The organism is uncultured Pontibacter sp., from assembly GCF_947499215.1.
GTDB lineage: Bacteria > Bacteroidota > Bacteroidia > Cytophagales > Hymenobacteraceae > Pontibacter.
Genome location: NZ_CANMNI010000002.1, coordinates 194,236 through 219,391, shown reverse-complemented (window position 1 = coordinate 219,391; position 25,156 = coordinate 194,236). Strand labels below are relative to the sequence as shown.

Below are 25,156 nucleotides of genomic sequence, written 5' to 3'. Positions count from 1 at the left end.
ATTTTACTATTTTTAGGCTATGAATCTCCTCCCAAACTACAGCGGCTATACCTTAGAGGCCGGTATCGACGAGGCTGGCAGAGGCTGCTTAGCGGGGCCTGTGGTCGCTGCTGCGGTTGTGCTGCCCATGGATTACCGCCATGCCCTGCTCAACGACTCCAAACAGCTCAACCACAAGCAGCGTGTGCTGTTGCGGACTGATATTGTGCGCGATGCAGTAGCTTGGGCGATAGGGGAGGCCAGTCCGGAGGAGATAGACCAAATTAACATACTACAGGCAACCTACTTGGCTATGCACCGGGCTATTGCAGCGTTGCATACGCAACCGGAGTACCTGATTGTGGATGGAAACAGATTTAAGGCATACGAGAAAGCACCGCATACCTGTATTGTAAAGGGCGATGGAAAATATCTGTCGATAGCGGCTGCTTCGGTGTTGGCCAAGACCCACCGCGACGAATTAATGAGCGCGTTAGCCCAAGAGTATGCCGGTTACGGTTGGGAACGTAATGCCGGATATCCGACTCCGGAACACCGCAACTGCATTGCGAAACTGGGCACTACGCGGCATCACCGGCAGTCTTTTAGATTGCTCCCAGAACAGTTGCCTTTGTTTTAGGTGAAGAAATGGCAGCCTGAGCTGCCTATTTTAGTTTGATTAGATCTAAGAAGAGGGTAAAACTGTCAAGTGAGGATGCACTTGTCTCGAAGTTTTCGAAGCTCATAGGCTTTACAATATAACCCGCCACATTCAGGCGCTGGGCAGCCAAGCGATCTGTTTCCTCATTAGATGTGGTCATGATAAACACCGGTATGTGGCTGAATTCAGGTTCGTGGCGAAGTTCGGTCAGAAACTCAAGACCATTCATGCGGGGCATGTTAATGTCTAACAAGATAACGCTAGGAGCAGGCGATATTTTCGGCACACCGCTACCTCGGAGCATGTCAAGCGCCTCTCGGCCATTGCGTGCCACATGGATAGGATGGGTAATGTTTATTTTCTTAAGTTCGCGTTCCACATTCATAATATCGAGATAGTCGTCTTCTACTAACAGGATATTAACTTCTTTATTTGTCATATAGCTCCTCTAAATTCAATAGTCAAAATTAATATAATTTTTTCACTTATACCTGATTTTTAGGCCAAGTAAAGCTAAAGGTCGCCCCTTGGTCAGGGGTGGAGGCTACCCAAATGTTACCACCGTGCCGTTCTACGATCTTTTTCACGATCGCCAACCCAACACCTGTGCTCTCTACTGCGTCACGCTCCTGCAGCGTCTGGAAGATCACAAAAATACGCTCATGGTACTCCGGATCGATACCCGGTCCGTCGTCCGTCACAGAGAAGGTATAGAATGAATCCGATTCCTGACAGTTAATATCAATACGGCCCTCTTCCTGATGATGGTACTTAATGGCATTGCTGATCAAGTTCAGAAAGACTTGGTGCAACTGTATACGCTCAGTAAACAAGTGTGGCATATCGGGCCCAATGTTGATTTTGAAACCGTTGGGCGGCGCCACCATGTCTGTTACCTCTTCCAGCAGATCCTTCACATTCACCTGCTCCTCCACATAGCTGTTCCTATCCACACGGGCAAGCGCTAGTATACCATTAATCAGGTTCTCCATACGGTGCACCCGCACACGCATCATCACTAGGTACTCTCTTATATTATCAGGCAGATTCTGACCCATGTCTTCTTCCACCCACCTAGAGGCTACCTCAATACCACGCAGCGGCGCTTTCAGGTCATGTGAAACCACATAGGCGAATTGATCCAGTTCCTTGTTCTTCCGATCGAGCTCCGAGAATGTATCGTTAATGGTTGCCGACATCCTGTTTAGGGAGTGTGAGAGCTGACTCATCTCATCATTCGAAGTGTCCACTATTTGGGTCTGATAATCGCCTTTCGAAATTTTGTCGGCCAGCGTTACCATTTTCACTATTCGTTTCGATATAAGACGCGCTATATACCATGCCCAACCCAGACCCAGCAGTACGGACAGTATGGTAAGAACGGTAGAAAGCTGTTTGGTAGTATCCAAACTATTGGCGAGGCGAGCACTTCTGTCTTCACGTAGCTTATATTCGTACGCATTGAACTCACGAAAAGCGGTTCGGATGGTATCCATCAGTACTTTTTCACCCAGCACCAATGTATCAAGTTTCATGTCAAAAGCACGGGAAACAACCTCCAGCGTGTCACTCCGCTTCATTTGAATAAGAGGCTCCGCATACTCTGCTGTCCAGCGATTTTGGACGGCTATGATTTTATCAAGCTTCTGTTGCTGGCTTTCGGAGGATGTGGTATAGTCTCTAACGTCGCCGAAAAGTCTTGGGAGTATCTGCTTAGCCTCGTGATAAGGCGCCAGAAAAACCTCGTTGCCATTGAGTAGGTAACCTCTCAAACCGGATTCCATGTCGATGATGTTACGCTGTAGCGCAGCTGAGTTTCGAATTACGATTTGAGAGCGCTGTACCCATTTCGAGTTCTCAACCACGACTTCAGAGAGACGGAAGTTGACTATTACTACAGCCGTGAAAAGCAATGATATCAGGACGAACCCGATAAAAAGCTTGGTTGATAATTTCATGTAAGATTATCTGTAAGGGCTCAGATTTAGCTTCTTTGTGCGATGTCAGACACAAGTGTATCGTGCTAAGTTAGCAAAAACGGGCGTACGTAAAAAACCGGCTTAGGGGAGATGGGTAGTGCATGATGGGACTACACATTGGTAAAAGGGCGCACTTCTCCATGGTGCGGACAGGATTTGGGTATAAGATGGCATTATCCTTTTGGCTAAAAAAGTGAATGCTTGGTGTACGTGACTATATACTTAAAGTTATGTATTGCATTGGTCTGAATTTGCATCTTTATTAGAATCAGGAAACAGTTAAGCGGGGTATTATATCAGGAGAAAGATATAAAGCCATGTAAGGCTAGTTGTTGCAGAAAATTTCGGAAGCGGTTTTATTTTACTTAATTTTGGGCATCTACTTTATTAGCAATCAAATCTGATATGGAACTGAAGAAAATAGCTTTGAATGATGTGCACGAGTCGCTGGGTGCGAAAATGGTGCCTTTTGCAGGGTATAACATGCCTGTACGCTACTCGTCTGATCTGGAGGAGCATAACACGGTACGCAATGCCGTGGGTATATTCGACGTGTCGCACATGGGCGAATTTATGGTGAAAGGCCCTGAGGCCCTTGACCTGATCCAGCGCATCACTTCAAACGACGCTTCTAAACTAACGCCGGGCAAAATCCAGTATTCCTGCTTCCCGAACGAGGATGGCGGAATAGTGGACGACCTGCTGGTTTACTGTATGGCTGAAAACGAATACATGCTGGTGGTAAACGCCTCTAACATTGAAAAAGACTGGGCGTGGGTGAATAAGTACAACACGAAAGGTGCAGAACTGCAGAACATATCGGATGAGATGTCGCTGTTTGCTGTGCAGGGTCCGAAAACGGTAGAAGCGCTTCAGTCGCTTACTTCAGTAGACTTGGGCAGCATGGTATACTATACCTTTGAGAAGGGTGAGTTTGCCGGTGTGCCTAATGTTATACTCTCTGCCACAGGCTATACTGGTTCCGGCGGATTTGAGATCTACGTGAAAAACGAGGATGCCGAGAAGGTGTTCCACGCGATAATGGAAGCTGGCAAAGAGCAGGGTATCAAGCCGATCGGTTTGGGTGCCCGCGATACGCTGCGCCTTGAGATGGGCTTCTGCCTTTACGGCAACGACATCAACGACAGCACTTCGCCACTGGAGGCTGGTCTTGGTTGGATCACCAAATTCGACAAAGAGTTCACTAACTCTGAGAACCTGAAAGAGCAGAAAGCCGCAGGCGTTAGCAAAAAACTGGTTGGTTTTGAGATGCTGGAGAAGGCTATACCTAGAGCGCACTACGAGATCGTAAACGCTGAAGGCGAGCAGATAGGTGAGGTTACCTCTGGCACCATGTCGCCATCCTTGGGCAAAGGCATCGGGATGGGCTACGTGCAGACTGACTACAGCAAGCCGGGCACGGAAGTGTTCGTTCGTGTGCGCAACAAAGACATGAAGGGCCAGATCGTAAAGCTGCCGTTTGTTAAAAAATAATTTGATTGTTGATTGCTAGTTGTTAATTGTTGTACACTTTATCAGACAATTTTAACAATCAACAATTTGACCATCAACAATTTAACCATCAACAATTAACTAATGCCGAGTATAGATGTGTGCTACAGCCCGGAGCTGTTGCACTTGTATGAACTGGAGGGGAAGGCAGTGGTGGCCGTGGATATTCTGCGCGCTACCTCTACGATGGTGACAGCCTTTGCACATGGCGCCACCGATATTATACCTGTGATGCAGTTGGAGGAGTGCCGTGGCTATGCCGAGCAGGGCTGCCTGACTGCCGCTGAGCGCAATGGCATCAAAGCCGAGGGCTTTGATTTGGGCAACTCCCCTTTTGCTTACATGAACGGGCAGGTAAAGGACCGTACTGTGGCCATTACGACCACCAATGGCACCCGTGCCATCCGCATGTCCGAAGCCGCGCAGGAGATCATCGTAGGGGCATTCCTGAATCTGGAAGCTGTGGCGCAGCATCTGCGCGAACTGCAACTGGATGTGCTGGTGGTGTGTGCCGGTTGGAAAGGCAAATTCAACCTCGAAGACACGCTGTACGCCGGGGCACTAGCCGAGCGTCTGCAAGGTGAGTTTGAGTTTGAGAACGACGCCACACTGGCTTCGCTATACCTGTACCACGCCGCTAAAGATGATATGGTCAAGTTTCTGCGCCAGTCCTCCCATGTCCGCCGCCTCGAAAACCTAGAGATCCACAAAGACATTGAGTTCTGCCTCCAACACGACACCTACAATGTATTGCCTGTTTGGAAAAAGGACAGGTTAGTAAACTTGAAAGAGTTAGAGAGATTAGGAGTTTAAGAGTTAGGGAATTTAGGAGTAGAAAAGTTAAAGAATTTTGTGAACCAGAGGGGTTAGTTTTTTGCTTCTAATAACAAATATCTACGATAACCACTTAACAGAACAGGGCCAGTCTTTCAAGACTGGCCCTGTTCTGTTTTAAACATCACTCTTAATTCTTCCTTCTTAAACTCCCAAACTCCTAAACTTATTTCAGTTTCTCATTCTGCTTATGCCTGTCGCTATCGCGGGATGTTTTCTTTTCTAGATTTTTACGGAGGGCTTCGGTTAAGTCTATACCTGTTTGGTTGGCGATGCAGATGAGCACGAAGAGCACGTCGGCCAGTTCGTCGGAGAGCTGCTTGCCTTCGTCGCTTTTCTTAAACGACTGTTCGCCGTACTGCCGGGCCATAATACGGGCCACTTCGCCCACTTCCTCGGTAAGGATGGCCATGTTGGTCAGTTCGTTAAAATAGCGAACCCCGTTTTCTTTGATCCAGTTATCTACTATGGTTTGCGCTTCGGCTATGGTCATAGGTATAGGTACTTTGGGTTTTCTAAAATTTAATCACAAGATTCACATTAGGCATCCGATCAGGATAGAGCAGGCAAGTGCTGAGCGGCTTACTCTCTGTTCTTGGAGTCGATCGTGATGGTAACGGGGCCATCGTTGAGCAAGGCCACTTTCATGTCGGCACCAAACTCACCGGTTTGCACTTTTTTGCCCATTGCCTCTTCTAGCAAGCCGACAAAGCGCTCATACAAAGGTATAGCGGTTGCCGGCGGCGCGGCGTTAATGTAGGATGGACGGTTGCCTTTCTTGGTAAGCGCATAAAGCGTAAACTGGCTTATCACTAGCAGGTCGCCTTGTACATCCTGCACGCTCAGGTTCATTTTGTCCTCGGCGTCGCTGAAAATGCGAAGCTGCACGACTTTGTTAGCTATCCACTTCAGGTCTTCTTCGGTGTCATCGTTTGTGAAACCAGCTAGTAGGAGCAGGCCAAGGCCTATTTCGCCTTTTACTTGGCTGTCAATGGTGACGGAGGCTTGAGTGACGCGTTGTATGACGATGCGCATGGGTATACCTTTGGTTGAGGTGCAAAGGTAAGGCTTATGGTTAAGATTTGATTCTTAGAAATAACTGTCTGGCAAATGAAATGGGTTAGACTTCGCACCATTTCTAATTTTGAATTTCTAATTTCTAATTTGGCGCAGCACTAATCCACATACCCATCATACAGAATCCGGTTTACTTTTCCGTTTTTCAGGAAAAAGCGCAGTGAAGCAGGGGCGCCTTCTGTGGAAGTTGCTACTATCTCGGAATTGGTTTGCAGGATGCGCACATCGAAGTTCTTGAGTTTGTTCATGAGCTCAGGCTGCCCCATGCCCACCTTCATGTTGTTCCGAAGCGCTATACCTGCATTGCGGATATCAGCGACTTGTAGCAGTAGCTCTCCGGTTTGGGAAGGGGCATAGAGTTCAATCAGCGACTCTCCAAACCGGATGGTATAGATCGTGTCTGTTATGGTGGGGCGGTGCAGGTTCTCAATCGGGTCGGCATCCAGCGTAAAGTCGGTGCTGATGCGCGAAAAGTAGGCGTCCAGTTTTTTGCTTTGGCGGTAATCCGACAGGATCGGGTTGCCTAGAAAGTCAATGGTGCTGGGAGGCCCGGCAGGCTGTCGGCGTGCCAGCATGGTGTCAGGTTCGATACGCTGCTTTTCTCGCTCCTGTGGTTCGTCACGCTGTTCCTCCAGCGCAGATTCTGAGCAGGCACCGGCCGTCGTACTGATCAGTAACAGCAGGACCAGCAGGCGTACAGCGAGGCTATACCTGTGTCGTAGGCTGAAACTGAAAAAGTATAACATGGTATTCGATTAAAAAGAGGGAAAGCAATTTATACTTTGCATACGAGAACAGACGTTCTGAAAGTTTTCCTTAAAAGGAAATTATTCTTAGATTCTGAGGGTTAGAAAGCATAATTTTGCGGCAAATATCCACATTTATGTCATTACAACAAATAGCTTTAGTCACTTGCCAGAGCCTGGGCGATTATACTAACAACGCCGATAGCGAAGATGAGCGTCTATACCGTTTTTTGGCTGAAAAAGGACACCAAATTTCTTTTCAGGTATGGGACGATGAGCAGGTAGACTGGACCGCCTTCGATGCCATCATCATCAAATCGCCTTGGGATTACTTTGATAAAATTTCCGCTTTCTATACGTGGCTCGACAAACTGGAGGCACTGGGCTGCCGTGTGTTAAATCCTGTGCAAACCCTACGTTGGAACGCTGATAAGATATACTTCAAAGACCTGCAGGCGCAAGGTGTTAAGATTGTGCCCACTGTGTGGCTGGAGCAGGGCAGCACATTCGATGCAGCGGCTGTTGTTAAAGCCATCGGGCAGGACAAAATCATCATAAAACCTCGTGTAAGCGGCGCGGCCAAAAACACGCTGGCCATTGAGCGGGCGGAAGCGGATAATTATACCGACCGTTTGAACGCCTTGCTGCAGGAGGAGCCTTTCTTAGCTCAGCCTTTTTTGGAGCAGATCAAAACACAGGGCGAGTGGTCCTTTATCTTCTTTAACGGCCAGTACAGCCATACGGTGCTCAAGACCGCCAAGTCAGGCGATTTTAGGGTGCAGCACTTCTTTGGAGGCAGCGTGCATACCCCAGAGCCGCCTGCCGCTTTGCTAGATGCCGCCACCCGCATTGTAGAGCAGTTCGCTGCTGACTGCCTATACGCCCGCGTTGACGGGGTAGAGCTGAATGGCGAACTGGTGCTGATGGAGCTCGAGCTGATAGAACCCTTTCTGTTTTTAAGCACGAGCGATGGCGCACTGGAGTGCTACTACCAAGCTTTTCTACAGCTGGCAGAAGAGAGCAGTGTCTACTGTGACTAAGGTATAGCGGGATTTTCTAAGCCCTGCTGTGAAACACCAGTACCGGAAGTGGTGCATGCAACACCATCTTTTTAGCCAAACTCGGGCTGAAAAGGGAGTCTAACGTGTTGCGTTCGCGGGTGGTCAGGGCCAGTAGGTCTATTCCTTCGCTGCGGGCAAAATCCTGCAGGGACTCGGCCACGTCACTGCCTTCAAGCAGGGCATAGCGAATGTTGTGTTCTGCGGCGCCTTGTTGCAGGTTTTGCTGGAGCGTAAGCAGCTTTTCGCGGTCCTCTTCCGGGTCGTCGGAGATGTGCACACAGTAGAACATAGGCTGCAGATGCTGCAACAGCTGCCGGATACGATCTATGTCGGCCACGTCAGTCTTTCCGAAGTCGGTGGCATAAAGCACTTTACTGGGCTTGGCGCCATCGTACTGGTTCGGTACAGTAAGCACCGGCACATTGGTGTCCTCGATTACTTTGGTCGAAACGGTGCCGAATACGGCGCGGCCTATGCTGGATTCGCCTTTGGTGCTCATCACGACCAAGGCCGGGTGAAAGCGCTCTATCTGTTCCAAAATCTCCTCTTCAGGCAGACCGTGTATGAAAGCCCGGTCGATGTGCAGGTTGTTGCCTAGACTGCGGACTTGCCGCTGCAGATCTTGGTAGAGCGCTTCGAGCTGCTCCTGTGCTTCGTACTCATTGCGGTGCAGCACACGCTCTGCTATTTGTTCCGAGGGGCTAAGGCCGGCGGCACTGGCTGGCATCACGTCGGCATCGGCCAAGTAGTCTTGAAAACAGTGCAGCAACAGGAGTTTGGCGCCGGGTACGCCGGCGGCCAGTTGCAGGGCGTAGTGACAGGCTTTAGTCGATCCCTCTGAAAAGTCTACAGGAATGAGTATCCGAAACATGGCATGCAGTTATAGGTTGGAAAATATATACGTGCCCCGCGGTCGCTTGGTCTATCAGGTCGCTGGCATGTGGAAAACAAATCAGGATATTTGCGATATGAAATGGGACAACAGCCAAGTACGCCGGTGAATTTCTAATTTTTTCGGTTAATTTGTAGCCTCATAACCTTCACCATGCCGAAACGCATTGTCTTTTACTTCATAGCATTCGTCGTGTTGGCCTCCTTGGCTTACTACGGCTTCAGCAGGTGGCAGGACTCCCGAGAGAAGGTGGACCTCTGGTCGCTCGTACCCGAGAATGCGGCTTTTGTGGTAGAGACAAATAGCCACAGTGAGCTCCGAAGGCACTTAGAAGAGACGACGCTCTGGGAGAGTTTTGCGATGCTGCCCGTAGCGCAAAGCTTTCAGGAGAACATGGCTATGCTGGACAGTGTGGCTCCCGGTACACAGCGCCTCGACCGCTTTCTGGACAAAAAGAACATCCTCACCTCGGTGCATGTGCTGGGCAAGACGGATGTGGCCTTTGTGTACTATGTACCCGTGGTGTCGGTGGGAGAGCACCGCTTTCTGCGCACCCTCACCGAAAACATAGCTAAGAGCCCGACTTTTGTGGAGCAGGCTCGCGAATACCAAGGCGTTTTGCTCACAGATGTCACCAATTCGCAGCTTGGCACCAGTTTTACCTATTTCTCCCATCACAACAACATCATTCTGAGCGCCTCGCCTGTGTTAGTAGAGGAAATCGTGCGGCGCATAAACCGGGGCAGTCTGCGCTCTATCGCCGCCGACTTCAAAAAGGTGAATTACCTAGGCCAGCCCGATGTGTATGCCAACGTGTTTGTCAACTACCGCGCGCTGCCCGACCTGCTGAGTCTCTTTTTGCAGGAGGATCTGATGCCGCAGGTGCGGTATCTGAGCAGTTTCTGCCGCAACGCCATGCTAGAACTCAAGCTCGACCGCAACAAGCTTTTCCTGAACGGCTTCTCCAATCCCGAGACCCTTGATGGCTCTTTCCAATCACAGTTGAGGCCCTCTAAGCCGCGACCGCTCGACATAAAGCAGCTCCTACCCACACGCACGGCAGTGCTGATGCACTTTGGGGTGGGGGAAGTGGCGCGCCTGCGCGATGGCAAGGCGCCGGCTGATGTGTACAGCACGGCCATCGACAGCTTGGCCCGCTCCTTTAGCCAAGAGATAGCGCTGGCCTACATGGAGTCCTATAACATGAACGCCAGCCCCGACAAACTGGTAATAGCCCGAATGGAGAGTACTACCAAAACGGGTAGACGTCTCAAAACGCTCGGTGAGCTGGTGAGCAAAGAACAGAAGGAAAAACTCTACACAGAACAATACGGCAATTATACACTGCAATTGCTGGACTTGGAAGAACTGCCGGCACGTCTGTTCGGAGAGATGTTCAGTGGCTTTGAACAGAGTTATGTGCTGCAACTCGATAATTACCTGATCTTTTCGCCCGAGGTCGCCAGCCTGCGCGCCCTCATTGATGACATAAGTGCCGGCGAGGTATGGGGGCGCTCTGTTGCCCAGAAGTCTTTTTTAGAAGAGACGCTGCAGGAGGGGAATTTCAGCCTATACCTGAACACTGTGAATGCGTGGTACATCCTGAACCGCTATGTGCAGGAAGAGAACCGCGAAGACCTCTTGCAGAACTCCACCTTGATCAGGCGCTTCAATCAGATTAGCCTACAGTTTGCACGGGCGGAGAACCAGTATTATACCAGCTTTCTGTTCAGACGGCAGGAGCGCAGCACCGATGACGGGCAGGAGGGCTTTGAGGAAGAACTAACCCTGCCATTTGCGCATCGCCTCATCTCTCCGCCTTACCCGATCCAGAACGCAGTGGACCGGAGCCGTGAGATTGTGGTGCAGGACTCCCTATTCGTGCTGCATAACATAACCGCCACTGGCAGCCGTGGCTGGATTGATTCCCTGCAAACCCAAGTGCGCGGCCCTTTGCAACAGGTAGAGCTCGGCAGTGATAAGAAACTACGCTATGTGTTCTCCACGAATACGCGCATACAGGCGATCGATAACCTAGGCCGTAACCTCGAAAACTTCCCGTTTAATGTGGGCGATACCCTGCGCCTGCAGCGCTTGGCCGTGTTCGACTTCGAGAAAAACCGCGACTACCGCTTTTTGGTGGACGACGCCTTGGGCAACCTATACATGTACGACACCCGGGGCAGCGGCATACCCGGCTGGCAGCCCCGCCGCATGGACTATAGACTGGCCGCCATGCCACAGCACCTGCGGATAGGGGGCCGCGACGTGATACTGGTCTTGCTGGAAAATGGCTATGTGTATGCCCTCAACGCGAAAGGCGAAACCTATCCGGGCTTCCCTTTCAGTCTGCGGGTGCCTATCACCTCCGATCCCGTAGTCAAAATAGGGGCCGACCTGCGCCGCTCGCTCGTGACAGTGGTGACCCGCTATGGCGAGGTGGTGGAGTTCAACCTGCAGGGGCAGGTACAGAAACGAGAGCAGTTGCCTCGCCCAAGCAAGAGCGCCATGTTTGATCTGGTGCCGGATGCAAGTGGCAGGTCCTATATTATCGTGCGACAGGACCAAGGCAAAGTGGCTGCCTTCGACCAAGACATGAAAGAGCTGTTTGAGAAACGCTATGTGACCTCAGCGCCCAAAATTGTACAGTATTTCAATTTCGGGGGAGGCAATCAGGTATACGCCATCACGGAAACAGGCCCTCAGAAAACCTACCTCTACGACGCCCGCGCCCGCCTGATCGGGGGCAGGTCATTGGAAAGCAACCAAGCCGTGACCATACACTACAACGAGGTGGCCAACAACTACACCGTCTACAAAGTGTTCCGCAACGAACTGCAGAAACTCAGCTTTAAACTGCCGAACTAGATTTGCTAGAAACTCTTAAACCAACCCTTCCTGTAAAACAGGTATAGCTGCACCAGCACCAGCGAAGTCATCAGGATGATGAGGATCGGGTAGCTGTAGGGCAGGTATAGCTCTGGCATACTGAGGCGGAATACTTCGCCGGTTTCCGGATTTTCACGCGAGAAGTTCATACCATACAGACCCGCAATAAAACTGAGTGGAATAAAGATACTCGAGATGATAGTCAGTACCTTCATGATCTCATTCATGCGGTTGCTCACCGTGGACATGTATAGCTCTACCAGACTCGTGGACATCTCCTTGTGGCTGTCGATAAGGTCAATGAGTTGTATAGTGTGGTCATAGGCATCGCGGAAGTATACCTTCAGGTTGTCAGGTATGATATCCTCCTCCATGCGCAGCAGTTCATTCATTTTGTCACGCTCCGGCCAAGCGATACGACGCAGTTTGATTAGCTCGTTTTTAAGGTCCAGTACCTCTCGAAGTGTTTGCTTAGATGGTTTGTCCAAGATTTTCTGCTCGAGTTCTTCAATGTAGACCCCAATAGCGCCCATCACCGGGAAGTAAAAGTCCAGCACCACGTCGAGTATGGCATACACTACATACATGGGCGGTCGCTGCCGGATAATGCCTTTGCCGACCCGAATGCGATCGCGCAATGGCTCCAAACAATCTTCGTAGTCACTTTGCAGGGTGAGCACATAGTTTGGCCCCGAGAACACCGAAAGCTGCACATCCTCCAGCGTATGCTGCGTCTCGTACCAGCGCAGCATGCGGGTAATAATGAACAGCCTGTCATCCAGTTCGTCTACTTTAGGTCGCTGGTAATCGTTGATCACGTCCTCCATCTGCAGCGAGTGGATATCGAAGTCCTGCTTAATGAGTTCGAGCATGGTGAGGTCCGCGTAGCCGCGAATGTCGATCCAGTGGGTCGCCTCAGGCTGCGACTGCACCTGCTGCACAAGTTCGGCATAAGAGGGGAGTTCCTGCTCTTTGAACAGCTGTCCGTTAAAAGACATCAGGAAATAGCGCGGGGCGTGTGCCTCGGCAGGTATAAACAGGGTGCCCGGGCTAATGCCGAGTTTGCGGTCAAGGATTTTGTGGCGGGAGCGGTGTCGTTTCTTTTTAGCCATAGGGTGATATGTAGTGGTGCGGTAGCTGTACAAGTTAGTAAAAATTAAGTTTTGCATACGCTGAGAGTGTTAGCATAGCTACAGTTGTTGCAGGTATAGCAAACTAGGTTGTGTTATAGCTTGGCTTGGCCAGCCGGGCCCTACTTTTTTTCTTGACAAAAAAAGTAGGCAAAAAAGTCAAGACATCCCAAACTCGCTGAACGCTCAAACAGTGGGCTGTCGTTTAGGTGCACATGGCTTATGTGATTTGTTTCATAGCTAGCGTGCGAGTTAGTCTTTCAACGTGTGCCTGTAATATGAGCTATAAGTCTTATACCTATAGATTGGCAACTACAGGTTCCCCGCCTTAGATAAGGAGGGGTTAGGGGTGGTTGGACCCGGTGACTGAGAAAATCAATTACAACAGAGCTTATGCCTAAGGATTTGTAACCGCAGACATCCCCTTCCTGTTTTGGGGTAGGGGCTAGGGAGGTAAATCCCCTCTTGAGAGGGGCAGGGGTGTGTAAGATTAGTAGGGTTGCTCTACCTCTTCAACTTTTACCCCCTCAATCGCCTCTAGCTTACCACTTACCTCTTTCTCCAACTTCTTTCTTACCTCCAGCGTCATACGGCAGTCGAGTTCGAACTGCTGGTCCTTTACGCCGAGCTCATACTCCTTTACCAGACTCATCACATCATTCATCTGCGGATAGGCGAAAAGCACCTGCAGCAGGGCGGTTTCGTGTTTTTCGATGATGGTGGCTAGCGAGAGAGCTTCGGCGGTGGCGGTTTTGTAGGCGTGGATGAGACCGCTCACTCCCAATTTGGTGCCACCGAAATAACGGATCACCACCACCAGTACATTGCTCAGGTCAGCCGAGCGGATCTGGCCCAAGATAGGGTCACCGGCGGAGTGGTTGGGCTCGCCATCGTCGTTGGCGCGGTAGCGGCTTTTGTCGGCCCCGAGGCTGTAGGCGTAGCAATGATGGCGGGCGTCGTAGTACTGTTTGCGCAGGCCGGCCAGAATCTCTTTCACCTCCTCTTCAGAATAAACCGGGTAGGCCAGCGCAATAAACTTGCTGCCTTTCTCTTTGTAAAGGCCTTCGGAGGGGGCTTCGAGGGTACGGTAGGTATCTTCCATAGACTTAAAACAGATTGGCGGCTATCTCTTGGTATGAGATCAGGACAAGTGCTAGCACCGCAAGGGCCAAACCAAGCAGATTGATTTTGCTTAGCTTTTCACGGAACACCAGCAGCGCTCCCAGCGCACCGGCCATGATAATGCCGATGTTGTTGACAGGGTATAGAAACGCCCCGTCGTTACCGAAAGCGGAGAGCGCCTTGATCAGGAAAAAGATAGAGAAATAATTCGGGATGCCCAAGGCAATGCCTGCCCAGACACTTTTGAACTGGAAAGTGGTTTTGCGCAGCAGGAGCATGTAGAGCAGCACCGCCATGCCGATCACCGCCGAGGCCGTGAAGGTGAGCATCGTGAACTGACTGGCCTCATTCGCCTGCAGATGGTATTCGTTCACGTAATTGATAAGCGAATCGGCAAAGCCGCTGCTCAGGAAAATAACGAAAGGCAGCACAAGCGAAAGCAGCAGCGGCGTGCGCTTATCGCCATCGGCACCGGGGCGGATAGAGGACAGCACGATGGCCACGAGCGCCAGCGCCATACCCACGTAGTTCAAAAAGGTGTATTCCTTGAGACTGCTCTGCAGTACCAGCAAACTGAAAAGCACCGGTATCACCAGCGAGATCTTGGCGGCGACCGAAGCGGCCGTCACGCCCACTTTTTGGGTCGTGAGGGCAATCAGGTAAAAGGCTCCTATAAAAATGGCGCCGAGTATGATAGCGTACAGCGCCCAAGGCTTTTGAAAAACGACTGTCTGCAGCACATCGGTGCCACCCGGAAAGGCAAGGCCCACCAAAATGCACGTGATATAGTTGAGCACGATGGCCTGAAAGGTATGGACGTTGAAGTGCTGGTAAAGCTTGAAAATGAATACAAGCGAAACGCCTGAAAGCACGCTCAGGATAAGGTATAGCATAAGTGAAGGTATAGGCGGACCACCAGTCCGCCGGATTTGCAAAATTAACAGTTGTGCCGGCAAAGCCCAAGCCCGGGCTAAGGTATAGGGACATTAGCCGAAAATGTTTTAATTTGTGGCTGCACTAATATTTCGCCTTTGTCCGCCATACCTTACTTCATCCAATTTGCCGAAGCCGGAAGCGATTCCTTTGGCTACATCGCTTCCACGCAGCAAGCCGAGCGCATCCCTTTCAAGATCAAGCGGGTGTTCTGGACCTATGGCACGCCCAGCGGTGTACAGCGCGGACAACATGCCAACAAAGCTACCGAAGAGGTGCTGGTTGCCGTGACGGGGAGCATTCGGGTGCAGACGGACAATGGCCGCAGCAAAGAAACATTCGAGCTGGATGCGCCTACCAAAGGGCTATACCTGCCGGCCATGTGCTGGACTGATCTGCATTTTGAACCGGGAACCGTGGCCGTCTGCCTTACCTCCACCGATTTTGATGAAGCTGACTATATCCGCGATTATGCCGTATTCCAGCGGATAGTGACACACATTTCCTTGTAGTATACCTGAACCCCATGCAGCCCATAGCTATACCTTATTTTGCCTTCAGAGACTTCCCCGCAGGTATAAACCGCGAGGTGGAGCAGGTGGTGGTGCAAGCGCTGCAAAGCAATCAGTTTATTCTGGGCGAGGAGGTTAAGGCTTTTGAAGAAGAATTCGCAGCGGCTACCCAATCCGCTGCCGCCATCGGGGTGGGCAATGGCTACGATGCCTTAGTCGTGGCCCTGAAAGCGGCAGATATAGGGGCGGGAGATGAGGTGATCGTGCCAGCCAATACCTTTATCGCGACCGTGAATGCCGTGGTGCAGATTGGGGCTATACCTGTACTGGTCGAGCCCGACCGCCATACCTACAATATTACAGCCGCCAATGCCGCAGTCGTTCTGACAGAGAAAACCAAAGCCATGATACCAGTGCACCTCTACGGGCATGCCTGCCAAATGGATGGTCTGCTGGAACTGGCAAAAGCACACGATCTCATTTTAATAGAGGACTTCGCACAGGCACAGGGTGCTCAGTATCGCGGGCAAGTTGTGGGGAGTTTCGGGCATGTGAGCGCGACCAGCTTTTACCCGACCAAGAATCTGGGAGCCTTGGGCGATGGCGGTGCCCTCGTTACCTCCGATCCCGAGTTGGCGGCCTTTGCCCGCATGTACCGCAACTACGGGCAGGAGCAGAAGTACCACAATAAAGTCGTGGGGATTAACTCTCGCCTCGATACGCTGCAGGCCGCCGTGCTGCGGGTGAAGCTGCGCTACTTAACACAACTGAACAAAGAGCGGCAACGACTCGCGCAGATATACCTGCAAGCCCTACAAGGTATAGGCGACTTGATTCTGCCTACTACGGCGGAGGGGTGCACGCACGTTTACCATATCTTTAACGTTCGGACGCAGCACCGGGATGCCCTGCAGCTATACCTGTCAGAACAAGGTATACAGACTGCCATACATTATCCGGTGTCGGTGCATTTGCAGGAGGCCTATACCTATTTAGGCTATAAGCGAGGCAGCTTTCCGGTGACCGAAGAGCTTGCTGACACCAGCCTGAGTCTGCCGCTGTTCCCGGGCATGACTGAGGCGGAACAGCAGGCGGTTATAGTCTCCATCCAAACATTTTTTGAGCGCCATGCCTGATCCTGCCGCCTTGCCCTTGGTATCGATTATCTGTCTGTGTTACAACCACGAGCGCTTTATTGCCGAGGCGTTGGATTCAGTGCTAGCCCAGACATACCCCAATCTGGAGATCATCATCGTGGACGATTGCAGCACCGACAACAGCGTGGTCATCATACAGGATTATCTCCAGCGATACCCGCAACTTTCCTTCATCAGCACAGGCACCAACCAAGGGAACACCAAGGCTTTTAACATGGCTTGGCGGGCTTCCAAAGGCGAGTATATTATCGACTTTGCCACGGACGATGTGCTGTTGTTGGAGCGTGTGGCGCAGCAGGTGCGGGCTTTTCAGCAATTAGACGAAAGCTATGGCGTGGTCTACTCTGACGCTGAGTATATCGACGACGAGGGCCGGCACGTGAAGTACCATTGCCAGCGCAATGCGGAGGGGAAAGTGACTTCATTTGCTCCGTCGGGCGATATCTTTCACCACCTGCTGGGGCGCTATTTTATCTGTCCGCCCACCATGATGATGAAGCGCCAAGTACTGGAGGACCTACAGGGTTATGACGAAGCGCTGGCCTACGAGGACTTCGACTTCTGGCTACGATCATCGCGCAGGTACAAGTACTTTTTTCTGGAGAGCATCACGACCAAGCGGCGGCTGCATGCGCACTCCCTTTCGCAGCAGTGGTATAAGCCGGGCAACAAACTGGTGACTTCTACCGTAGTGGTATGCGAAAAGGCGGTAGAACTGGTCCAGAGTACTGAGGAGAAAGCCGCCCTGACCAAGCGTTTGCAGTACGAGGCGCGGCACGCCTATCTGACTGGGCACTTTCCGCAGGCAGAACAGTTTCTGGAGCTCTTGCGGCATCATGCCGGTCTAGGTCCTGTTTACCAAACCATCCACCTGCTCAACAAACTTAAAGTGGACCTTGGCTTCATTCGCCGCTTCTACTACAGGCTCAGGCATTCGTAAAATTGTACTCTTTAAGGGACTTACTATACATTGCCGCGTTCTCTGAAACAGTTTCAGATTTATGCGTAAGTATTAATTGCCCTTAGTGTATAACAGGTTTAAATACATAACCAATTGATAGGTTGAAGTTTAAACACGCTGTTCCGCCTGACTTGCCTTTTCCGCTGTGATTTGACTTATTATGAAGCTGCGGACTAGTATATTATTATAAATGCCTATATTTGACGTTCAATCGCTTAAAACAACACCATGATTACATCCGTCGCCTCCCGAGTAGAAGTCATGAAATGGATGGAAGACTTTGTCTCAGAAAAGATGGCAGAGTTCCTGAAATCCGTGGAAGACAGCTGGCAGCCTGCTGATTTACTGCCTGACGCCCGCTTTGAGAATTTCTTTGAAGAGATCAAAAACCTGCAGGAGCGTGCCCGTGACCTGAGCTACGACCTGTTGGCCGTGCTGGTAGGGGATACGATCACTGAGGAAGCACTCCCTACTTATGAAAGCTGGCTGATGTCCATCAAGGATGTGCCAAGCAACGAGGATAGCCCTTGGATGAAGTGGAACCGCGCTTGGACAGCCGAGGAAAACCGCCACGGTGATTTGCTGAACAAGTATCTATACTTGACCGGCCGCATCAACATGCGCGAAATGGAGGCCTCTACCCAGTTCCTGATCGCAGACGGTTTCGACCTGCAGACAGATAACGACCCGTATCGTGCTTTTGTGTATACCTCTTTCCAAGAGACAGCAACTAACTTGTCGCACCGCCGCGTAGCCCAGATCGCCAAGAAACAAGGTGATGGCATGCTGGCCAAGCTTTGCGGTTACGTAGCCTCTGACGAAGCCCGTCACGCGAAAGCGTACAAAGCATTTGTTGGTAAGATTTTCGAAGCGGATCCAAATGAGATGATGTTGGCGTTTGAAGACATGATGCGCAAGAAGATCGTAATGCCGGCTCACTACATGCGTGAGTTGGGTGTGGACATGGGCAAAACCTTCGGTCACTTTACTGATGCCGCCCAGCGTATCAACGTATACACCGCACTTGACTATACCGACATCCTGAAAGACCTCGTGAAAGAATGGAAACTGGAATCGGTAACTGGTCTGAACGATGCCGGCGAGCGTGCCCGCGACTATTTAACGGCTTTGCCAGATCGTCTGCGCAGAGTAGCGGAGCGTATGCGTTCACCGCAATTAGAATACAAATTCCGTTGGATTGACTAATCCTGTGCGATTAACGATAAAAAGAACGGGGCCTGTCAGATAACTGACAGGCCCCGTTCTTTTTATGGGTTATTGTTATTCTTTCAACTCTACGGCGTCCGTAAAAGCAATATATCTTCTGACTTCTTCCGCCTTTTTATCTGGGTCCGGATAATACCAAGCGGCATCCAGCTCCACCTCACCGTTTACTTTTACATGGTAAAAGGAAGCTTCGCCCATTCCTTCCTGTGTGGTATGCGTCCGGCTTTCTTCTAAGTACTGGTGGTTCACCTCATTCGGTGGGAAATAATGTTTGCCGCCCACCTTAACGGTCCGTTCACTTTCTGCTATTACGATATCGTTGAATATTGCTTTCATAGTTCTGCATTTGGTTAATGTCTGTATATAAGGTACTACAGCTTAAGGCTTATTGTTGCCATACCTGCGCTAGTATGATCTTATACGTATAAGAACCCATGTGCAAGAACATTAGTAGGCGCTGCGTTGTTAGGTTATAAATCAGGAGAGAGCATATGAGTTTAGGGTATAGATTTGGAGAATACGTGCCACCGCAGGACGACAAACAGGGCTTTGAGTCGCTGTTGAAGATCTTTCTGCAGTTGGTTATGATCACGTCGGGCGATGTGGCCGAGGCACTGTCGTGGCTGAGTTCGCTGGACAAACAGTATGGCCTTACCGGCGATGACTACGGCATAGGCGATTTCATTGAAGATCTCAAGAAGAACGGCTACATCGATGAAAATCCGCAGGAGGAGGGTGTGCTGAAACTCACCGCCAAGAGCGAGCAGAATATCCGCAAGAGTGCGTTGGAGGAGATATTTGGTAAGCTGAAGAAAGGTGGTAAAGGTAGCCATGCCACGCCGCAGACAGGTGTAGGTGACGAGGCCAGTACTGATCGCCGCGAGTACCGCTTTGGCGATGCGCTGGAACAGATCTCCATGACCGACTCCATCCGCAATGCCCAGATCAACCATGGCATATCAGACTTCAGATTGACCGAACAGGACCTCGAGATAACGGAGACAGAGCACAAGACACAGTCTTCCACCGTGCTGATGATCGATATTTCACACTCCATGATCCTGTATGGCGAGGACCGCATCACGCCAGCTAAGAAAGTAGCCATGGCCTTGGCCGAATTGGTGAAACAGAAGTACCCAAAAGACACACTGGATGTGATCGTATTCGGCAACGATGCGTGGCAGATAGAAATTAAGGACTTACCATACCTAGAAGTAGGTCCATACCATACCAACACAGTGGCCGGGCTCGAACTGGCGATGGACATATTGCGCAAACGCAAAACACCCAACAAGCAGATCTTTATGATCACCGACGGCAAACCAACCTGCCTGAAAGAAGGGCTGCACTACTACAAAAATAGCTTCGGACTTGACCGCAAAGTGGTGAACAAGACGCTGAATCTGGCTGCCCAATGCCGTCGCATTAAAATTCCGATCACCACTTTTATGATCGCATCGGACCCCTACCTGCAGCAATTCGTAGAGGAATTTACCAAAGTAAATAACGGGCAGGCTTATTACAGCAGCCTCAAAGGCTTAGGCCATTTGGTGTTCCGCGACTACGGCCGCAACCGTAAGAAAAGCTTTTAGAGTTTAGGAGTTTAAGAGTTTGGGAATTAAAGATCTTACTACTCAAGAAATTCCCCTTCTCGGAGGGGTTAGGGGTGGGTTTACACATACAAGGTAAATCAACCATTCAGCAATTTAGCATTCAACAATAAAACGAATGAATTACAAAGACATACCATCAGAAAACTTACTGAAAATTAAAACACTTGGACAGCTGCGAGCGGCCGGGTACGAACCGCAGACTGTGAAGCACGAGTTGCGCTACAATCTGATCCGCAAGCTGCAAAACAAAGAGGAAATTTTCCCGGGCATCTGGGGCTACGAGGAAACAGTGGTGCCGGACTTGCAGCGGGCCATTCTATCCATGCACCATATTAACCTGCTGGGTTTGCGTGGACAGGCTAAGACCCGCATCGCCCGCCTAATGGTAGATCTCTTGGACGAGTATATTCCGGTAGTGCAAGGCTCTGAGCTGAACGACGATCCGCTGCAGCCGCTGTCCCGCTACGCTAAAGATCAGGTGCATGAGCATGGTGACGATACGCCCATCGGTTGGATGCACCGCTCTGACCGATATACCGAGAAACTAGCCACGCCCGACGTGTCGGTAGCCGATCTGATCGGGGATGCCGACCCGATAAAAGCAGCTACCCTGAAACTGCCTTACTCCGATGAGCGGGTGATTCACTTCGGGTTGATCCCACGTTCGCACCGGGGCATTTTTGTGATCAACGAATTACCCGATTTGCAGGCCCGTATACAGGTGGCCTTGTTTAATATTCTGCAGGAAGGCGATATCCAGATCCGGGGCTTCAAGGTGCGCCTGCCGCTGGACATTCAGTTCGTGTTCACGGCCAACCCCGAGGATTATACCAACCGTGGCTCCATCGTGACGCCGCTCAAAGACCGTATCGACTCTCAGATCATCACACATTATCCGAAGTCAATCGAGATCGGTAAGAAGATCACGCGACAGGAAGCGCATGTGAAAGAAGAACAGGACCAACTGGTGACCACCAACGAGATCATCAGCGACCTGATAGAGCAAGTGGCTTTTGAGGCACGCGAGAGTGAGTATGTGGACGCAAAGAGCGGTGTGTCGGCACGTCTTACCATCTCGGCTTTCGAGAACCTGTTGAGTGCCGCCGAGCGCCGTGCTTTGATGAACGGTGAGAAGTCGACCTATGTGCGGGTGGCGGATTTTCTGAACACCATACCTGCCGTGACGGGCAAAGTGGAGCTCGTGTATGAAGGCGAACAGGAGGGAGCCGGCCATGTGGCGCAGGTGCTCATGGGCAAAGCCATACGGACCCAGTTCCTGAAATACTTCCCCGATCCGGACAAAGCCAAGAAGAGCAAGGAGGGCAACCCCTACAAGAAAGTAACCGACTGGTTCGGAGACGGTAACACACTCGACATCCTGAACGACGCCAGCTCCAACGATTACAAAAAAGCGCTGCAGCAAGTCCCCGGACTGTCTGACCTGATCGAGAAATACCAACCCAAGGCAGAAGCCAAAGAAAAGCTCTTCTTGATGGAGTTTGCCTTGCACGGACTGGCTGAGCACAGTCAGCTCAGCAAAAACCGCCTCAGCACCGGCTTGCAGTTCAAGGACTTGCTTAGCGGCATGTTCTCCATGCCAAGTTTTGGGGAAGAAGACGATGAGGACGATGATCAGTTTTAGGTATAGCTGACAATTATAAAGCACAAGGCAGGAGTTAAACGCTCCTGCCTTGTGATTTTATAGGGCTTTCTGATTATGCTATCACTGTTAACTCACGAAGTTAGCGCTGGGCTAGGCTTCTCCTTTTTCTTCCCCAGAGTGCTTGCTTTTTCCTTGATTGTGTCCACCACATCGTACACCATGGGCACAAGGTATACCGTCAGGATAAGAGAAGAGAGCAAGCCCCCTATAATGACCCAGGCCAAGCCGTTTTTCCATTCACTGGCGGTGCCTGTGGCAAGCGCGATGGGCAGCATACCGATTACCATGGAGAGGGTCGTCATCAGGATGGGGCGCAGACGGCCTTTGCCTGCCACTACCAATGCCTCCCTGTAATGCATGCCCTGTGCCTTTAACTGGTTGGTGAAGTCCACGATCAGGATGGCGTTTTTGGCCACCAGTCCCATCAGCATAATGAGGCCGAGCAAAGCAAACAGGCTTAAATTGCTTAGTGTCAGGTTAAGAGCCAAGAAAGCACCGATGGCCGCCACCGGTATAGAGAACAACACCACAAAAGGATACACAAAGCTGTCGTAGAGCGCCACCATGATGAGGTAGATCAGGAGGAATGAGATTAGGAGAACGGAACCAAGGGCGCCGAAGCTATCCTGTTGTCGTTTGATGTCGCTTCCCCATGTCATGCTTATACCTGCCGGCAGGGGATTCTCCGAAACATAAGCCAACACATCGTCAGCCACGGTGCCGGAGGGTCTTCCCAAGGCATCAGCCGTCAGGGTAACTGCCGGTTGCCGGTCTTTCCTTTCGAGGAGTGAGGGCGAGTTATCTTGCACCATATCCGCAAACTGGTGTACCTGCACAGGCATACCCATCGGGTTTACGATGGAAAGATGTTGCACATCGGTGTAGTTTTTCCGGCTGAAATCATCCAACCAGATTCTCACAGGGTATTCTGTGCCGCGGTCGGTCAGGGTGGCGTCGTCGTTGCCTGTAAAGGCAGTGCGCAGGTGCATGCCCACGTAGGCAGTGTTCAGACCGAGGCGCTGCATCTTATCCGGGCGGGGAATAACGCGGTACTCCGGACTTCCCTCTTCCACCGAAAGTCGCACATTGTCCGCTCCGGGTATTTTCTCGATCACGGTTTTCAAATCGTTTCCGGCCTGCATGACCTGTGCCGTGTTGCTGCCGCTCAAGGTAATTTCGATAGGGGCGGTACGCGGTATAAGCCCCAAGGCAGCCATAGAGTAGTTGATTCCCGGGAACTGTTGTTGCATGGCCTCCCGAAGCTCCAGCATAAAAGCCTCGGTGGGTTGCTTCCCGCGTTCTGAAGCCGGCTTGAGCTGCACCGTAAACTCCGTCTTGTTAGCCGAGCCTACACCCAGACTGCCTATACCTGTGCTCGGGCCGCCCACATTGCTGAAAACAGTGGCCACCTCGGGTTGCTGGAGTATGAATTGTTCGATCTGCATGGAGGTGATGTTGTTCTGGTGCAAGGGGGTGGATTTGTCAAACTCCAGACTCATCCGGAACTTGCCTTGGTCACCTGTAGAGATCAATTCCTTGCCGATAATTCCCTGTTTCATGATGACCGCTGTAAGCACAAACAGTACCAGCACGAAACCCGAAAAGATCAGTTTGTGTTGCAGGACCCACTCGAGTTGCCGCCCATACCAGTTACTGAAACGCTCCAGTTGGTGCTCAAACCACAACAGGAAGCGATTGAAGATATTGGTCGGACGCAGGTCCTCGGACTTGCCTATACGGGAAGCCATCCAAGGGGTAAGCGTAAAGCCCACCAGCAAACTGGTAAGCGTAGAGGTGATGACCACCACCGAGAATTGCTTGAGCATATCGGCCACGAACACCTGCAGAAAAAGTATCGGGAGAAAAACGACCACGTCCACCAGCGTGATAGACAGGGCCGAGAAGCCGATCTCCATCCGGCCGTCCATAGCGGCGGTGCGTTTGTCTTTGCCCATGTCCAAGTGGCGCTGTATGTTCTCCAGCACCACGGTGGCATCGTCTACCAAGATACCGATGATCAGCGACATGGCTAGCAAGGTCATCAGGTTCAGGGTATAGCCCAAGACCCACATCACGGCAAAAGCTGTAATGAGCGAAGTAGGTATAGCCACCAGCACGATCAGGGCATTGCGGAAACTGCGCAGGAAGAGCAACATCACCAGCGACACCAGTATAACGGCCAGAATCAGGTCGAATACCACGGCATCAACAGCGGCAATGGTGTTGTCGGTGCTGTCGTCGGCTATGGTAAAGGTTACCCCGCTGGCGGCGTGTTGCTGTTCAATGGCTGTAAACTTCTCTCGCACCAACCACGATACATCCACCGCGTTGGCGTCACCCTGTTTCTTGATGAGGAGCCCGATTCCATTCTGGCCATTGTAGCGGTTAACGGAGGAGGCATCTTTTATGCCGTCTGTGATTGTGGCCACATCCCGTACATACACCGGGCTGCCCGGTACCGGCATGGCCACCTGTACGCGTGCTATGGCTTCTGTGCTTTGGAACTTGCCGGCCAGCCGTACTGCGTTGTTCTCGGTGCCGGATTCTACTTTGCCTGCAGGCACATCCAGACCGGCCCGGTTGATGGCCTCCACCACCTGATTGAGCGAGAGTTTATACAGTTTCAGCTTTTCCTGATCTACTTTCACCTGTATTTCACGCTCTTCGCCGCCTAGCAAGGTAATCTCCGCCACCCCTTTTATTTGCTGTACCTGTGGCAGAAAATCATCTTTCATGAGCTGGTAAAACTCCGTGGCGGAATGCGTGCTCGTCGCGCTCACCGACATGATCGGCAGGTCATTGGGCGAGACCTTGCTCATCTCGGGGCTTAGGATGTCCTGCGGCAGGTCTTTGCGGATGTTGTCGATGTAGCGCTGGGCGTCCTGCATGGTATTGTCCAGATCGGTGCCATACTTCAGGTTGGCAATGACGATGGAGGCATTGGGCAGCGATTTGGTGACAAGGTAGTCCACGCCCTCCAAGTTAGAGAGAGCGTCTTCTATGGGCCGGGAAACGGAGGTTTCCACTTCCTGCGGCTCGGCGCCGGGGTACATAGTCTTGATCACAACCACGGGCTGGTTAAAATCGGGCATCAGCTCGTAGCTAAGGTTTTTATACCCGATAAAGCCTAGCAAGGCCAGCACACTGAACAGCACGATGATCAGCGAGGGCCGTTTTATGGATATTTCTGTAATATTCATGGCTTTCT

General features: G+C 51.2%; 22 protein-coding genes. 11 read left to right on the top strand and 11 right to left on the bottom strand.

Annotated features, from left to right (window positions below; translation table 11 throughout):
- Positions 1-19 precede the first annotated feature (19 nt).
- Positions 20-619 carry a ribonuclease HII gene (locus Q1A04_RS08915; protein WP_299704208.1) on the top strand — a complete coding sequence of 200 codons (600 nt, stop codon included), beginning with the start codon at positions 20-22 and terminating at the stop codon, positions 617-619.
- 25 nt (positions 620-644) lie between these two features.
- On the opposite strand, the gene Q1A04_RS08910 is transcribed toward Q1A04_RS08915, so the two are convergent.
- A complete protein-coding gene (locus Q1A04_RS08910; protein ID WP_299704205.1) occupies positions 645-1,079 on the bottom strand; it encodes a response regulator in 435 nt (144 codons plus the stop codon).
- A gap of 46 nt (positions 1,080-1,125) precedes the next feature.
- Positions 1,126-2,598 carry an ATP-binding protein gene (locus Q1A04_RS08905; protein ID WP_299704202.1) on the bottom strand — a complete coding sequence of 491 codons (1,473 nt, stop codon included), beginning with the start codon at positions 2,596-2,598 and terminating at the stop codon, positions 1,126-1,128.
- 426 nt (positions 2,599-3,024) lie between these two features.
- Between Q1A04_RS08905 and gcvT the strand changes: the two genes are divergently transcribed.
- Both gcvT and Q1A04_RS08895 read left to right on the top strand, forming a co-directional pair.
- A complete protein-coding gene (gcvT, locus tag Q1A04_RS08900; protein WP_299704199.1) occupies positions 3,025-4,113 on the top strand; it encodes a glycine cleavage system aminomethyltransferase GcvT in 1,089 nt (362 codons plus the stop codon).
- Positions 4,114-4,215: 102 nt separating this feature from the next.
- On the top strand, positions 4,216-4,944 hold the full coding sequence (locus Q1A04_RS08895) for a 2-phosphosulfolactate phosphatase (protein WP_299704197.1): 729 nt from the start codon (positions 4,216-4,218) through the stop codon (positions 4,942-4,944).
- 187 nt (positions 4,945-5,131) lie between these two features.
- On the opposite strand, the gene Q1A04_RS08890 is transcribed toward Q1A04_RS08895, so the two are convergent.
- The 3 genes from Q1A04_RS08890 to Q1A04_RS08880 form a co-directional block, all read right to left on the bottom strand.
- On the bottom strand, positions 5,132-5,458 hold the full coding sequence (locus tag Q1A04_RS08890; protein WP_299704195.1) for a nucleotide pyrophosphohydrolase: 327 nt from the start codon (positions 5,456-5,458) through the stop codon (positions 5,132-5,134).
- A gap of 89 nt (positions 5,459-5,547) precedes the next feature.
- Positions 5,548-6,000 carry a D-aminoacyl-tRNA deacylase gene (gene dtd, locus Q1A04_RS08885; RefSeq protein WP_299704192.1) on the bottom strand — a complete coding sequence of 151 codons (453 nt, stop codon included), beginning with the start codon at positions 5,998-6,000 and terminating at the stop codon, positions 5,548-5,550.
- Positions 6,001-6,140: 140 nt separating this feature from the next.
- Positions 6,141-6,788: a hypothetical protein gene (locus Q1A04_RS08880; protein ID WP_299704189.1), complete on the bottom strand. Its 648-nt coding sequence runs from the start codon at positions 6,786-6,788 to the stop codon at positions 6,141-6,143.
- 137 nt (positions 6,789-6,925) lie between these two features.
- Here Q1A04_RS08880 and Q1A04_RS08875 point away from each other — a divergent pair, with 137 nt between their 5' ends.
- Positions 6,926-7,828, top strand: a complete 903-nt coding sequence (locus tag Q1A04_RS08875; RefSeq protein ID WP_299704186.1) for a hypothetical protein — start codon at positions 6,926-6,928, stop codon at positions 7,826-7,828.
- A gap of 16 nt (positions 7,829-7,844) precedes the next feature.
- Here Q1A04_RS08875 and Q1A04_RS08870 read toward each other — a convergent pair whose 3' ends face one another.
- Positions 7,845-8,720 (bottom strand): universal stress protein, encoded by an 876-nt coding sequence (locus tag Q1A04_RS08870; RefSeq protein ID WP_299704183.1) that lies wholly within the window; start codon positions 8,718-8,720, stop codon positions 7,845-7,847.
- 174 nt (positions 8,721-8,894) lie between these two features.
- On the opposite strand from Q1A04_RS08870, the gene Q1A04_RS08865 reads away from it, so the two are divergent.
- Positions 8,895-11,609: a hypothetical protein gene (locus Q1A04_RS08865; protein ID WP_299704180.1), complete on the top strand. Its 2,715-nt coding sequence runs from the start codon at positions 8,895-8,897 to the stop codon at positions 11,607-11,609.
- Between the two features lie 5 nt (positions 11,610-11,614).
- On the opposite strand, the gene corA is transcribed toward Q1A04_RS08865, so the two are convergent.
- From corA to Q1A04_RS08850, 3 genes are all read right to left on the bottom strand, one after another.
- Entirely contained in the window at positions 11,615-12,742 is a 1,128-nt protein-coding gene (corA, locus tag Q1A04_RS08860; protein ID WP_299704177.1) for a magnesium/cobalt transporter CorA, read from the bottom strand.
- Positions 12,743-13,250: 508 nt separating this feature from the next.
- A complete protein-coding gene (locus Q1A04_RS08855) occupies positions 13,251-13,862 on the bottom strand; it encodes a YigZ family protein (protein ID WP_299704174.1) in 612 nt (203 codons plus the stop codon).
- Between the two features lie 4 nt (positions 13,863-13,866).
- Positions 13,867-14,775, bottom strand: coding sequence for a hypothetical protein (locus tag Q1A04_RS08850; RefSeq protein ID WP_299704171.1), 909 nt, complete (start codon positions 14,773-14,775; stop codon positions 13,867-13,869).
- Positions 14,776-14,913: 138 nt separating this feature from the next.
- On the opposite strand from Q1A04_RS08850, the gene Q1A04_RS08845 reads away from it, so the two are divergent.
- The 4 genes from Q1A04_RS08845 to Q1A04_RS08830 all read left to right on the top strand — a co-directional run bounded on the left by Q1A04_RS08845 (position 14,914) and on the right by Q1A04_RS08830 (position 18,651).
- Positions 14,914-15,327: an FdtA/QdtA family cupin domain-containing protein gene (locus Q1A04_RS08845; protein WP_299704167.1), complete on the top strand. Its 414-nt coding sequence runs from the start codon at positions 14,914-14,916 to the stop codon at positions 15,325-15,327.
- A gap of 14 nt (positions 15,328-15,341) precedes the next feature.
- Positions 15,342-16,463, top strand: a complete 1,122-nt coding sequence (locus tag Q1A04_RS08840) for a DegT/DnrJ/EryC1/StrS aminotransferase family protein (protein ID WP_299704164.1) — start codon at positions 15,342-15,344, stop codon at positions 16,461-16,463.
- Positions 16,456-17,424, top strand: a complete 969-nt coding sequence (locus Q1A04_RS08835; RefSeq protein ID WP_299704161.1) for a glycosyltransferase — start codon at positions 16,456-16,458, stop codon at positions 17,422-17,424. The genes Q1A04_RS08840 and Q1A04_RS08835 overlap by 8 nt, the downstream gene beginning before the upstream one ends.
- Positions 17,425-17,673: 249 nt before the next feature.
- Positions 17,674-18,651 carry an acyl-ACP desaturase gene (locus Q1A04_RS08830; protein WP_299704158.1) on the top strand — a complete coding sequence of 326 codons (978 nt, stop codon included), beginning with the start codon at positions 17,674-17,676 and terminating at the stop codon, positions 18,649-18,651.
- A 75-nt stretch (positions 18,652-18,726) separates the two neighbouring features.
- On the opposite strand, the gene Q1A04_RS08825 is transcribed toward Q1A04_RS08830, so the two are convergent.
- Positions 18,727-19,008 (bottom strand): DUF427 domain-containing protein, encoded by a 282-nt coding sequence (locus Q1A04_RS08825; protein WP_299704155.1) that lies wholly within the window; start codon positions 19,006-19,008, stop codon positions 18,727-18,729.
- A 155-nt stretch (positions 19,009-19,163) separates the two neighbouring features.
- On the opposite strand from Q1A04_RS08825, the gene Q1A04_RS08820 reads away from it, so the two are divergent.
- Entirely contained in the window at positions 19,164-20,264 is a 1,101-nt protein-coding gene (locus tag Q1A04_RS08820; protein ID WP_299704152.1) for a VWA domain-containing protein, read from the top strand.
- A gap of 136 nt (positions 20,265-20,400) precedes the next feature.
- Complete coding sequence (locus Q1A04_RS08815) at positions 20,401-21,927, top strand: sigma 54-interacting transcriptional regulator (protein WP_299704149.1); 1,527 nt, start codon at positions 20,401-20,403, stop codon at positions 21,925-21,927.
- A 92-nt stretch (positions 21,928-22,019) separates the two neighbouring features.
- Here Q1A04_RS08815 and Q1A04_RS08810 read toward each other — a convergent pair whose 3' ends face one another.
- Complete coding sequence (locus tag Q1A04_RS08810; RefSeq protein ID WP_299704147.1) at positions 22,020-25,148, bottom strand: efflux RND transporter permease subunit; 3,129 nt, start codon at positions 25,146-25,148, stop codon at positions 22,020-22,022.
- Between the last annotated feature and the right edge of the window lie 8 nt (positions 25,149-25,156).